Annotated in this window: 16 protein-coding genes; 9 read left to right on the top strand and 7 right to left on the bottom strand. The window is 33.2% G+C overall.

Features of this window, described 5'->3' with window-relative positions; translation table 11 throughout:
• Nucleotides 1-23 precede the first annotated feature (23 nt).
• Genes HUX74_RS10270 through HUX74_RS10250 form a run of 5 tightly spaced genes read right to left on the bottom strand, consistent with a single transcriptional unit; the run spans nucleotide 24 to nucleotide 3,818 of the window.
• Complete coding sequence (locus HUX74_RS10270; RefSeq protein ID WP_117596100.1) at nucleotides 24-1,205, bottom strand: phage major capsid protein; 1,182 nt, start codon at nucleotides 1,203-1,205, stop codon at nucleotides 24-26.
• The gene (locus tag HUX74_RS10265; protein WP_117596099.1) at nucleotides 1,205-1,753 is read right to left on the bottom strand and encodes an HK97 family phage prohead protease; all 549 of its coding nucleotides are present in this window, start codon (nucleotides 1,751-1,753) and stop codon (nucleotides 1,205-1,207) included. Before HUX74_RS10265 ends, HUX74_RS10270 begins: the two co-directional genes overlap by 1 nt.
• 10 nt (nucleotides 1,754-1,763) lie before the next feature.
• On the bottom strand, nucleotides 1,764-2,264 hold the full coding sequence (locus HUX74_RS10260) for a hypothetical protein (protein ID WP_117596098.1): 501 nt from the start codon (nucleotides 2,262-2,264) through the stop codon (nucleotides 1,764-1,766).
• Complete coding sequence (locus tag HUX74_RS10255) at nucleotides 2,264-2,605, bottom strand: hypothetical protein (protein ID WP_117573189.1); 342 nt, start codon at nucleotides 2,603-2,605, stop codon at nucleotides 2,264-2,266. Before HUX74_RS10255 ends, HUX74_RS10260 begins: the two co-directional genes overlap by 1 nt.
• Nucleotides 2,577-3,818, bottom strand: a complete 1,242-nt coding sequence (locus HUX74_RS10250) for a phage portal protein (protein WP_174646614.1) — start codon at nucleotides 3,816-3,818, stop codon at nucleotides 2,577-2,579. Before HUX74_RS10250 ends, HUX74_RS10255 begins: the two co-directional genes overlap by 29 nt.
• 41 nt (nucleotides 3,819-3,859) lie before the next feature.
• Between HUX74_RS10250 and HUX74_RS10245 the strand changes: the two genes are divergently transcribed.
• Nucleotides 3,860-4,192: a zinc-ribbon domain-containing protein gene (locus tag HUX74_RS10245; protein WP_174646613.1), complete on the top strand. Its 333-nt coding sequence runs from the start codon at nucleotides 3,860-3,862 to the stop codon at nucleotides 4,190-4,192.
• Here HUX74_RS10245 and HUX74_RS10240 read toward each other — a convergent pair.
• Entirely contained in the window at nucleotides 4,185-5,813 is a 1,629-nt protein-coding gene (locus HUX74_RS10240; protein ID WP_174646612.1) for a terminase large subunit, read from the bottom strand. The genes HUX74_RS10245 and HUX74_RS10240 overlap by 8 nt on opposite strands.
• Complete coding sequence (locus HUX74_RS10235) at nucleotides 5,813-6,190, bottom strand: phage terminase small subunit P27 family (protein WP_117573196.1); 378 nt, start codon at nucleotides 6,188-6,190, stop codon at nucleotides 5,813-5,815. Before HUX74_RS10235 ends, HUX74_RS10240 begins: the two co-directional genes overlap by 1 nt.
• A 154-nt stretch (nucleotides 6,191-6,344) precedes the next feature.
• Here HUX74_RS10235 and HUX74_RS10230 point away from each other — a divergent pair, with 154 nt between their 5' ends.
• The 8 genes from HUX74_RS10230 (at nucleotide 6,345) to HUX74_RS10195 (ending at nucleotide 12,811) form a co-directional block, all read left to right on the top strand.
• Nucleotides 6,345-6,629, top strand: a complete 285-nt coding sequence (locus HUX74_RS10230; RefSeq protein ID WP_117573198.1) for a hypothetical protein — start codon at nucleotides 6,345-6,347, stop codon at nucleotides 6,627-6,629.
• Nucleotides 6,613-7,116: a hypothetical protein gene (locus HUX74_RS10225; RefSeq protein WP_174646611.1), complete on the top strand. Its 504-nt coding sequence runs from the start codon at nucleotides 6,613-6,615 to the stop codon at nucleotides 7,114-7,116. Before HUX74_RS10230 ends, HUX74_RS10225 begins: the two co-directional genes overlap by 17 nt.
• On the top strand, nucleotides 7,091-7,387 hold the full coding sequence (locus tag HUX74_RS21045; RefSeq protein ID WP_117596092.1) for an HNH endonuclease: 297 nt from the start codon (nucleotides 7,091-7,093) through the stop codon (nucleotides 7,385-7,387). Before HUX74_RS10225 ends, HUX74_RS21045 begins: the two co-directional genes overlap by 26 nt.
• Complete coding sequence (locus tag HUX74_RS10215) at nucleotides 7,377-7,868, top strand: helix-turn-helix domain-containing protein (RefSeq protein WP_117596091.1); 492 nt, start codon at nucleotides 7,377-7,379, stop codon at nucleotides 7,866-7,868. The genes HUX74_RS21045 and HUX74_RS10215 overlap by 11 nt, the downstream gene beginning before the upstream one ends.
• 475 nt (nucleotides 7,869-8,343) lie before the next feature.
• On the top strand, nucleotides 8,344-10,128 hold the full coding sequence (locus tag HUX74_RS10210) for a DEAD/DEAH box helicase family protein (RefSeq protein WP_174646610.1): 1,785 nt from the start codon (nucleotides 8,344-8,346) through the stop codon (nucleotides 10,126-10,128).
• 3 nt (nucleotides 10,129-10,131) lie between these two features.
• A complete protein-coding gene (locus tag HUX74_RS10205) occupies nucleotides 10,132-10,476 on the top strand; it encodes a hypothetical protein (protein ID WP_174646609.1) in 345 nt (114 codons plus the stop codon).
• Between the two features lie 744 nt (nucleotides 10,477-11,220).
• A complete protein-coding gene (locus tag HUX74_RS10200; protein WP_174646608.1) occupies nucleotides 11,221-11,691 on the top strand; it encodes a hypothetical protein in 471 nt (156 codons plus the stop codon).
• A 163-nt stretch (nucleotides 11,692-11,854) separates the two neighbouring features.
• Complete coding sequence (locus HUX74_RS10195) at nucleotides 11,855-12,811, top strand: hypothetical protein (protein WP_174646607.1); 957 nt, start codon at nucleotides 11,855-11,857, stop codon at nucleotides 12,809-12,811.
• Nucleotides 12,812-12,814: the final 3 nt, after the last annotated feature.

Genomic DNA, 12,814 nt, shown 5'->3' with positions numbered 1-12,814 from the left:
ACTACTTATTAAATAGACTATAATTAGGCTTTTAAAACCTTCTTCACAAAAGCATCTGCCCTTCTAGGCTTAGCATCAAAGTAAGCATTGATAACAAGTCTTACTTTACCGTTAGCAGCCTGTGTATATGGGTCTACTGTTAAATCAATTCCACCCCATTGACCGATAACCAAATCAGCGAAGTTACCATAAACAATACCCTTACCTGCAACAGCAGAAGTACAAAGAACTGGATAACCGTTTACCTCATTACCTTCCATCAGATACTTACCAGTATCAGTACCCTTGTCAGTAGTCTTTAAATCAGCCTTAGCAGAAGGTGAAACAATAAACTTAATATTACCTCTTACATTCTTAGCTTCCAAATCAGCTTCCATCTTAACAATATCTTTGTAAGTCACATTAGCTGCATCAGCAGTAACACCATTAAGCATACCAGCAGGTTTCTTTGCATCACCAGCTTCACTACCCAAAATAGTAGCTTCAAGTTTATTAGCAATAGCTGAAACAATATCTCTCTTTAGCATTTCCTCAGCAGAATTAGAGTCTTGAATTAAGAATTGCTTAGATACGTCGATATAAGCAGTAAGTCTTTTAGGTTCTAGGTTTACTTCTGAGAATGTACCACCGCCATTAGAAGCAGCATCTACTTCACCTGCCCAACCTACATTTGAACCAGAATAAACAGGAATAGATACATTACCTACTAAACCAGTCATATAAGAAGCACCAGCCTGTGCTAATACTAGACTTGCTCTCAATGGCTCTAGAATACCTAACTTATCTTCTGCTACATTCTCCTGTCCTGCTGTAGCTACAGTAGCTTTAATATCACCTCTTTCCTCAATAGGAAGTACAATCTGTCCGCTATAAGACTGACCAGCCTTTCTCATTTCAGAGATACCAGCAGTTACTACTTCTTGTGCTCTCTCGTCTAATTGTCTGTTATTGGCTACATCATTGATAGCCTTTAAAAGTGAAAACTTTTCCTTCATAGTATTAGTTGTATGTGTTGTTTGTTTAAGGTTATCTTCTTCAATCTTTCTAATCTGAATATCTATATCTGACACTTCTTTAGTAAGTGCATCAAGTTCTACCTGCTCGCCAGCATTTAACTTCCTTACTTCCTTCTCTGCACCAGATATAATTTCCTCTGCTCTCTTTTTAAGCAGTTCCTTTTTGTCCAGTAGTTCTAAGGTGTTCATTAGTTTAACTTACTCCTAAGTCCAGCGAAGTAATCTTTTAAATCCTCGCTCTCTAAATCCTGCATCTTTCTTAATGCTACAGATGTATCTGGATATGCTTCTTTATATACAGGTGATACATCGAATAATTCTTTGAAACTATTGATAGTTCTTAAATAACTACCATCTTCTTTCTTAGTCCAAGTATCTTTGTCAATAGTAAAGGCAAATGAAGAAGTACTAATATCTCCCCTTCTAAGACCTTCTAACAGTTCATCACCTAAAGCAGTGTTAGGTGCTTCAAACCTGTATTTAAGTCCAATATCATCTATAGTTAATTCTAGGCTTCCAGTACCATATTTAGACCTGGCTAATATACCTCTATCCTCATTGTGATTCAGTAAGCATAGTATATCAGACTTTTCTAAAATACCTTCTAAGGCTGTAGGTTCTATTACTTCAGTAAAGCCACCTAAATCCCTAGACTGCTTACCGAATACTAAAGCATACCCTTCTACAGTCCTAGAATCCATCTTTACAATTTCATTACAGTTTCTTAGTTCTCTCATTGTGTTGTTATTATTCTAATAGAATCCAACCTGTATTATCTATTTGATACTGTAATGCTGCTACTTGCTCTTTAAGCAGTCTGTTCTGTTCCTCTAAAGATGTAACATATTGTCTTAGTGTGGAATCATCATAGTTACTAAGACTAGCTAGTTTTTCTTTCTCTGGTGTTGTATAGTCATTAGTAGATAACTGTTTGCCTTCCACTTTATCTACTTTAATATTGACAGCTTCTCTAATATCTGAATCATCATAAACAGTATCAGTAAATTTAGCATTAGCAGGTACATCACATTCTACTGTATGTCCGTTTACAGTATCAGCATTACCACCATCAGCAGGAACTTTAGTAGGAATACTATCCTTTACCTTTTTTAGTTCATCCTGTAAATCGGTCTGCTTAGTAATATCACCTTCTATAGTACCCCATACAGCATTAACTGTACTACCAATCTTGGCACTGATTCTATCCAGTTCTAATACTCCTTCTTTAGTTGCTCTCTGTAGTTCCATTACTTCAAATAATAATTAGTCTGCCCCTTTACTACCTCATCATAATAAGCATCATTAAACATAGCATTAGGACTTTTAAAGCTGTAGCTGTAATAGATTAGTCCAGATTGTAGCTTATCTAGGTCAGATGAATTAATAACCGCCTTATCTATTCTATCTTCTTCTACTATACCAGTCAAATCACCACCTTTAAAACTACATTCTATAAACTCTGCTGGGTTTGTGGTGTAAAGTCTAAGTATAAATTCAGAAGTGTTTCTTACCCTAAATGGAATACCGTCCTTATCTTCCAACTTAATATTGAATACTAAGTCAGTTCCCTTGTAAATTGTCTGTATCATTGATTATATTGTTATTAGATGGAATGTTATTAGCAGCATTTTTAATCTCCATCAGATTCACTTGTACGAAATGGGAATCTCCACCATCTATAGCAGGTAAATCCAACTGCTTTCTAATCTCATTGGCACTAACCACACCGATATTAAATAGTGTATTGTAGTAGTTTGCTAAAGATTGTTTGTCTGCTCTTAGTAATACAGAAGTATCAAATCTTACATCTATTCTACTCCTTTCAGAAGGCTTGTACAGCTTCCTTTCAAACTCTAATTCTATCTTCTCTAGTAATGGTGATAATGTATCAGTAAGAAAAGCCAGCTGGGTAGCCTCAACAGTACTATAACTGCTCTTGGATAAGTCAAATGCTTTTACAGGTGATACCCCGAAGAACCTACAAATATCAATTACATTAAACTGTCTGGTTTCTAATAGTTGTGCATCAGCAGGATTCACTGTAATAGGCTGGAAATCCATATTACCTTCTAATACAGCTACTCCATTAGGTGTACCAGTAGTAGGACTAAAAGCAGTCTGCCAGCTAGTTTTTAAGTCTGCCTTCTGCTTACCAGTTAAAGTAGATTGTACTTTAAGAATACCAGCCAGATTAGCACCACCTTTAAAGAATCCTTGTGCGTGTGATTCGGAATCTGTAGCCAGTCCTAAAGTCTGTCTGGCGTGTTGTAAAGTACTAATTCCAGTAATACCATCATAACTAAAGTTCAGTATATGAATCATATTGCAAGGCTCTACAAGTCCTTTAATACCTACAACACTATATCTAATTCCGTCCTTCTGTTCAGTAATAGTAACATAATCTGGCTGTAAATAATGAAGTGCTACTGCATCTCCTTTAGCATCTCTTTCTATATAAGCATATCCATTGCCTTTAAGCAGTGTGCTTACTATCAAAGTCTTTATGAAAGTAAACCTGCTCATCTTATTATTCGGCTCTTTGTTCAGTAAGTAGTAGGTAGGATGCTTAATAAACTTCTCCTTATAACCAGAATCAGTAATATAATATGGCTCTAATGGAAGCTGTGCTACTGCATCACTAATAACATCTACACACCTGTAGACTGTAGATAACAGCATAGCCTTATTAGTGGTATAACCGCCATTCATATTATACATTAGGGAATCACAGAATAACCCTCTGGTTTCCTGTTCTGGTTCTTTAATTTTAGATATTTGAAAATTCCAGTTAAATAGTTTCATATTTTTTATACCTTTGTGCGTTATTCTAAAATATCAATAATATGCACTGCAAGAAATGTGGTAAAGAAATAGCAAGCGATTCTAAGTTTTGCCAATATTGTGGGGAAGCACAAACTGGTGAAACGAATAAGAAAATAGTAATCCAGATTCCAGATATAGAAGTTAAAACTAATCCTAAATGGAAAAGAGTTATAAAGAAGATTTTACTAGTGCTTTATATTCTTGCGTGTCTTTTTGTAGTAATGCTTGTAAACAGTGAAGCATTTGTAGGTGAACCGATTGGTTCGGCAATAGCAGCAGTGTTATGTATCATAATACTACCTCTACTTGTGTATATTATTCTTTTACGTCTGGTTAGATGGATATTTAAATAGTAACAATCTCATTGCTAAATCTAGGACACCGCAAAAACATTCCTAATGCCTGTATCATTGCTATAGTTCCATCTATCTTCTTCTTATCTACTGCCTTATTCGGTTTAACATTACCATTATAATCAGACTTCAAAGTAACATTTCTAAAGCAGTACCTATTTATTTCATTGTTATCAATAACTGCCTTACCAGATAGTATCAGCCTTTCCAGTTCTCTAGTAGGCATATTAAAGTTACCTAGTGTTTGTGGATATTCTTCTAATGGTAATCCCTGCTCTGTAGAATCTATAGCCCATTGTGTAGCATTATACTTGTCATATCCTACAGACTGGATATTAACTACATCAGCATATCTAAGCATATCAGTAGTTATATAGTCATAATCGGTAACATTACCACTGGTAACAGTAAGATACCCCTGCTGCTTCCAGTATTTGTAAAGTTCCTTATCTGCCTTATCCTTTAATGCCGATTCTGGAAGATAGTAATGTGTTTTGAAGTGGTAAGTACCATCCAGTACTACTAAGTAAGCTACAGCAGTCAAATCCGAAGTAGCAGCTAAATCCACACCTACATAGCAATCTATACCAGCAAACTTATTAAGGTCTACTTCCTGACTGCACTTAATAATATAGTCCTCTGGTAGCCACACATTAGAACTATCACACCATAAATTCAAAGTCTTAGTTTTAACTCCAACTTCATCAGCAGGGTTATTTATTGCCTGTTGTACCTGTCCCCTAATGTATTTGGAAGTAACTGTAATATCCAAGTTTGGTGCACATTTAACCCAGTTCTCTTCATCTCTCCAATCATCATCAGCATCTAAGGAATAGATAGCTATAAACATTTCATCATCTACCTTTAAGCCATTAAGCACTTCTATAGCTACGGTTCTTAATTGGTAACAGGGTAAAGTTTTATCGAAGCCAGCAGTAGTAATAGTACAAAGATGTGGATTCATTCTCATCCCCATACTGGACTTAATAACATCACGTACTTTACTATTCTTAGCAGCGTGATATTCATCCAATAAACCAAAGCTGGCATTAAATCCATCCAGCTTACTATCATCAGCAGCCAATACTTTCAACTTGGAATTAGTAAGGTTAAACAGAATATCAGCTCTATAGGCTGTAAGATACTTGCCTTTAGAATCCAATCCCTTACTAAACTTGCTACACATATCAAAGGCTATCTTAGCCTGCTCTTTACTATTAGCAGCCAGTAATACTTCTGCACCATCTTCACCATCAGCTATTAAATAATACAAGCATAAAGCAGCAGCTAAAGCTGTCTTACCCTGCTTTCTACTTACTTCTATATAGCTGCTAGTATATCTTCTGGTAGTAGTTCCCTTCCAGTAGAATCCAACTATATTAGCTATTATAAACTGCTGCCATCCTTCTAAAGTGAATGGTTTACCAGAATGTCTACCTGTATAATGCTTCAATGTGCTAATGAACAGAATGGCTCTATCTACCTTGTCCTCTTTAAATTCCAAATCATCCCTTTTAAGGTCATTCTGGAATCTCTTACAAGCCAGCTTAATAGTTTCACCAGCTATTATTTCACCATTAAGAACCCTACTACAATATTCATAGTAAAGTTTGGTATTCATTACCTAGTTTCCTTTCCTTCCTTTATAAACTGCTCAAATGGATTATACCCGTCCTGTTCTATTTTAGGCAATTTAGTTCTAGCCTTAGCTGTTAGTCCGAACTCCAGCATAACTTTCATAGCTTGCGTTTGAGCATCTTTAGCAATCTTAATAGCTGGGTGCGGTGCAATGTTACCCCTATCACTGGTAACAGTCAAACCTTCATCTTCTAACTGTTTGGATGCCTTAATGAACATACTGTAGTTTCTAGCCAGCATTGTTAAAGCTGCACTATCCACATTCTCTAACATACCAGTACTATCCAGCTGTTCCAGTACATTCTGCATATATACCTTAGCATCCTTTTCAATGTCCTTTGGAATAGTGTAATTTATCATATTATAGTCTATTTAATTTTTATAATTTATAAAGCTATGCAATGGCTCTAATTGACTTATAATCACTACAATACAATTATCAAAGAATGTGAATTATTTATTTGGAAGTCTGTTAAGATGTTAGTAGATTTGTAATACAATTAAAGGCTAAACTATGGAAAGAAGAAGTAATTACCCAATAGAAATTAAAGCTAAAATAGACCTAAATACTGACCTGCTACTAACGGAACTACAGCAATTACTAGGCAAAGACAGGTCTAAACTACTAAGATTGATAATAGCAGATTTCTTTAATAGAAATATTGATATTATAGATGAACATACTAACCACAAATCAGATAAAGCACCACTGATAGAAGCCATACTAAAGGACTTCTTCAATTATAACAGGGAAACCATTAACCAGTACATTAAATTCAAGAATGATAAGACCACCTAAATCAGTCCTACTACAATATGTTTATGATTACGGACTAGACAAAGCAGCAGCATTATTTCACATTGATATAGAAACAGCAGATAAGATAATTAACTGGAAGCCACAATATGACCAGTACAGCTACAATACAGTAATAGATAAGCCACTTCATAGAAATGCTTCTAAAATAGCTGATATAATAGCCAAACATTATCCCGAATTAGTAAAGCAATACACCACATACTATAAAGATACTATCTATATGTCCCAGACTGTAGAAGACTTCCTACAGAAAGCAGTAATAAGATGTATGGAAGTAGGGCTAGAAGATGTAACAGAAGAATCTGTATTAGCATTACTAAGAGTACAATTCAATACTATAAGATGCTATGCTAAGAAGTCCAGCTATACAATGAATAGTAAATTAGCACCATTGGAAGTACAGAATGAAGAAGGTGAATACATAATACTATCAGAACTATATGCCATACCTAAAGAAACCGAATAAGCAGCCTTCCAGAACATTTAACAGGGAAGAAAGACAGAAGATATACCAATCTACCAAATGGAAGGAATTAAGACTAGCTAAGCTAATGCAGCAGCCATTATGTGAACTCTGTTTAGCCAAAGGCATTATTAAGCCAGCAGAAGATATTCACCACATAGATTCCTTTATGAATTATACTGGCACTAAAAGACTAGCCAAAGCATTTGACTTTAATAACCTTATGTCTATTTGTAAAGAGTGCCACGCAAAAGAACATCACTATGAACATTAAATTAAGCATACCAGTATTACAAGCATTAACCAATAATGAAGCATTTACTTACTTCTGCACATTAGTAGCCATTAGTAAGAATCCAGATAGTACTATTAAAGATATAGTAAGAATAACTGGTGTTAGTGAAACTACCATCTTTAACCATCTAAAGAAGTTTGAAGAAGTAGCCAACCTAACAATAGATAGAACTGGATGCAGTAATAAGTATAGCTATACAGAACCTACCAAGTTCTTTGTAACCATAGATAGCAGCCTGTTAGATACAGATGTAGATAGAAATGTTATCGGCTTCTTAATCCGATTCAAATGCTGGTCTAGAATAGCATCCAATATTGTAGACCTATCTCTAAATAGAATAGTTCACGAAATAGGGGTACAACATAATACAGTATATTCAGCTTTAGAAGCTGGTCTAGTGGAAAGAAGTGATAAGAAACTTTACTTTAAGTTCATTCATCCATCACTTTGCATACTGTAATACAAAAATATAGCTGTTATAGCACCCTCAATATAAATTTTAAAATTTGTTACAATTAATTTGTATATGTCAAAATCTTTCACTATCTTTGTATTACAATAAATGAAGGAAACTATCATACTGAAACATAGATTTTAATTCGATTTTCTAAGTGGACTGGCTAGCTGATTAGCCAGTTCTTCCACTTAATTCACTTCTAAGAATCACAAAGTTATTACCATAAGTACCTTTTGAGCATATTTTAGGTACTGAATGTTAATTATTCATCATAATTTTAAGTTTGGGTTAGTTAAGCGTAGAATAATAAGCGTAGTGATACGCTTATTATTTTATTCTTAGATGACCAATATTTGGTAGCGAAACCTCAATCTTCTATAGAAAGAATACCAAAAAATGGTCACACCCATAATTCAAACTCCAGATGCTTCTAAACTCCAGATTTTAAACCGACTAACTAAACAAACAATTTACAATTATGACAAACATTATTATTACTAAAGAGTACAAGTATTTAGGTGAATATCCATTATTCAAAGAGAATGGTTTACCAGTAGGATATTTAATAGATAAAGGTAAAGTAGGATGTGGCGGAACATCTATAGCTTTGGAAGATAATAAAGATACTATTATATGTGTTCCCTTTGTATCACTTATAAAGAATAAGATGCAGAAATATAATACAGATGGTAAGGTTAATGTACTAGGTGTTTATGAAGGTGTTACTACATACGAAATTAGAGAATACCTAAATACTAAGAAAGGTGCTAAAAAGATTATGTGTACTTATGATAGTTTAGCTAAAGTGGCTGGTATTACTGGTTATAACTACTTCTTACTAATAGATGAACTACATCTGTTATTTATCCAGTATGTTTTTAGAAACAAGGCTGTAAGAACTGTACTAGATGAATACAGGAAATTTAAAGAATGGTCATTCTTAACAGCTACCCCTATTGAATATGATTTAATGCTGGAAGAACTAAAGGATATTCCGACCTTTAAGATAGACTGGGAAGATAAGACTGAAGTAAAGGTAAATGCAGTACAATGTAAGTATGTAGGTGCTACAGTGAAGAAAGTTATCAATGATTTCTTAGAAGGTAAAATATTTGGTAATGCCCACTTCTTTGTAAACTCGGTGGAATTTATTGCTACTATGATTAAGAACTGTAACCTTACTAATGAGAATACCAGAATCATCTTTAGTAAGAATAATGAAAGCTATAAGCATACTTGCCAAGGTGTTACTAATGGTGAAACTACTGACCCTGTAAAGAAGATAAACTTTTATACTTCCACCTGCTTTGAAGGCTGTGATTTATTTGATACAGAAGGTAAAATTTATATTATCTCTGAAAGCACTAAGGCACAAACCTTAATGGATATTAGTACACAGGTAAGACAGATAGCAGGTAGAATTAGAAATACCCAGTATGCAGATACTATTACACATCTTTATAAAGCTACCAGATACAATACAGACCTTACTTATGAAGAATATAAGCAGGTAGTTCTGGAAGAAGAACAGAAAGCCAAATCATATATTACTAAGGTTAATAGTGATAAGGAAATTAAGGAAGGAACTAAAGAAAGTATCTATCATTACATTTGGAAGGATGAAGATACTGGTGAATTTGTATTTGACCCTAATAGGATGAAACTGGATATTTATAACTTCAAGGTACTTAACCATACATATAGTTTACAAATCAATTTAAGTACTGAATATAATAAGGCTGGTATGGCTGTAGGATGCAGTACAGATAAGACTTCTGATAAACTATTAAAGAATGATTCAGCCAGAACTACCTTTAAGGATGCTATAGAAGAATATGATTCTATAATACAAAGAAAGGAAAGTATGGTATTCAGTCTTACAGATGGTGACAGATTAGCCTTATTAAAGAAGAAGTATAGCTATATCAAAGATGCTTATGAACTACTAGGTATGGAACAGATTAGGGAACTTAAATATCATACTTCACATATTCAAAGACTTCTTATTAGTATCTCCGAAAAGATGGATAATAAAGCTAAAGTAGCTAAGTTACTGCTTACTATTCCTGCATTTAGAATCGGTGAATTTATTCCTTCTGCTGATATTAAAGATTGCTTGAATAGTATTTATGGCACATTGGGAATTAAAGGAAAGGCTAGTATTAAGGACTTTGAAGAATATGCTACTATTAAGGAAGCTAGAAAGAAGATAGATGGCAAGTATTTAAGAGGCTATATCATTCAGTACATTAAAATTAAGTAAGCTATGGTTATTGACTTTACACCCAGTACAAAAGAATCAGAAGAAGCTAGAATATTAAAGCTAAAGGAAGATGCAGTAGAAGCTGGTATTAAAGCTAAGGAAATTTTAAACAGCATAGGAATTAAATATATCATCCGACTTTATAAAGAAGGTGGTTGTATTAAGTTTTACAAAGATTCAAAATGTATTAAGATAGCCAGTTTACTAGCTGGCACTAATGAACTAACAGCTAATTTCTCTCTTTATTATAATGCTGCTAAACTTAAAGACAGGAAAAGATTTAAAACTGTAGAAGAAAATGATTTCCTTACAGATATACTACTAAACCTTTATTCTCAACTACAATAATCAGACCTAAGACAGTGTTTAGATGAATTATTAAAATTATTGTAATTTAGCTTTGATATGTAAAATATTATTATTACATTTGCAATATGATAAAGAGTTAAATGGGAATGACTTTATCATTCTGATTAGTGAGTAATTTAGTTCTATTTTACTACTAATCAAAGTAATAATACTACAGATACTTCTAATACAAAGATTATCCTATCACATAGATTATTTATTTTATAACTAACTTCGTTATTCATTCAGTAAGGTAGTCTGTGAAGATAGCCTTACTTTACTTTGATTATTAACTACTTAAACTATATATACTATGTTTACAACCTATGTATTACTAACATTCTTAACAGTTCTAATGTATTTCCTTATTAGGACTGTAGTAAATGAGATTAAACAACATATCACAGAAGAAACAGATAGGGTTATTAAGGCTATTAAAGATAAGAACTATGTGGGTAGATGAAGAAGGAAATGCAGTTATATCAGAATCAGATGAAGCATTAAATATACTAAGTGAATGAAACGTATGTCAGAACAAACTATTAACGCAATTATTAACTACTTAGTCCAGCAACCTTATAAAGATGTGGCTGGACTGTTACAGATGGTACAGCAGGATTTACAAATTCAAGTAGATCCTGCTTAGCAAGTATAACCCATTAGCCTGTAAATGGTATATGGTTAATGTGAATGATTTATGACTTATGATAATGGAATACAGGCTAGTACAAACTACTAGCTTAAATGGATAAATTTGATGAATTAGAACTAAATGGAAGGAAACTACTAGAATCATTTTTAATACAAGTGGGTGCTACTAATCTGCATCCTACAGAAGATAAGTTTGCACCAGTGGACTACTATTTTACTTATAAGGATAAGAAGGTAGTAGCCGAAATAAAGGTAAGAGATATTAAGTATGAAGGCTATGATACTCACTTAATGGAAGTATCTAAATATAAGTCCTTAGTGAAGGATAAGAAAGATAGCCAGTCAGATACAGCATACTACATTAACTTCTTTACAGATGGAACTAAAGTTAATGCCTATTGGTATAGTACTAATACTGTTAGGAACTTTGGTACTATAGATTATAAATACTGTCCGACTACTACAGCAGCCGATAACGGTAACTACTATAAGAAGGTTATTATGATTCCTTCTAATAAGGCTCAAAGATTTACCTTAGTAAATGGTGGATGGAAGAAGAAATAAATTGTTATGAACTTTAAAGAGCCTAGTCTGCCTTGATTGGTAGATTAGGCTTTAATGTTCTTATTATTATTTGTGCATTTTTATTGGTTAAATTTGGTTTAATTTATATATTTGCAAAAGTGTTAGACGAAAGATTAATAACTCTTTTTAAATTGTTATCGCAATGAAGGTATTTAAATTATTAAGTATGGCTCTGATTGCCATTTCTATTATCACCAGCTTCACAGCTTGCAATAATGATGAAGAACCAGTAGTGCCACCTATAGAAGAAGAGTATATAGATGTACCACTAAAATTATCTATAGATGCTTCTATAGATATAACAGATGAACCTATAAGTCGGGCAGGTAATCAAAATCCTGTATATGCAATAGAAGTACAAGAAATAAATCCAAATACTTCTTTAATTAGTGACTATGCTTATGGATTCTTTAGAAATTTAGAGAATATAACCGTGAAATTAAAGAAGAATAGAGAATATAGAATATCTGCCGCATTATATTATGACTTCTTCTCTAAATGGGAGTTCCGTGCTAAAGGTGCTACAAGTTCTATTAAATACCATAAGACTTATACAGATGAACTTATATATTATCCTAGCAATGGACTATTTTACGGTATAACTAATTGGTATATTCCCAATACACTATATGATACTACAGACTTGATAGAAGGAGATGGATATTATGGTGTTATAGATAAATTCTCCCCAAAATCAAATAATATATGTTCTTTAGAACTTAAAAGAGTTGCATCAGCTATTGAAATTAGGGTAGAAGGATTGACAGAAGGGAAAATAGAATGTGTATTACAAAGTGAATTAAAATATCAATTAACATCTAAAGAGCCAATATTATCTCAAATGTTTGTTTATAATGACTTATTGTCAGAAGAAGAAGCTAAATTTAGATTATATGTTAACTATGTTCCCACTGTAGGCGAACCAATAGGACTTATTAGTGAAATGTATTGGTTTGCAAGAAATAAACGTAAGAAGATTCTTATCAAATTAAATAATAGTGAGGCATCTGAGGATGCAAATATAGGATTAAATATTACTCAAGAGAAAGTAGAGTTTATAGATGAAGAGCAAATAGTACACAATTGTACCATAAATTAATAT

Origin of the sequence: Bacteroides sp. Marseille-P8574, assembly GCF_902825465.1 — a bacterium.
Classification (GTDB): Bacteria; Bacteroidota; Bacteroidia; order Bacteroidales; family Bacteroidaceae; genus Bacteroides; species Bacteroides uniformis.
Note: the sequence above shows the minus strand (reverse complement) of the source record. Positions and strands in the feature narration are given on the sequence as shown.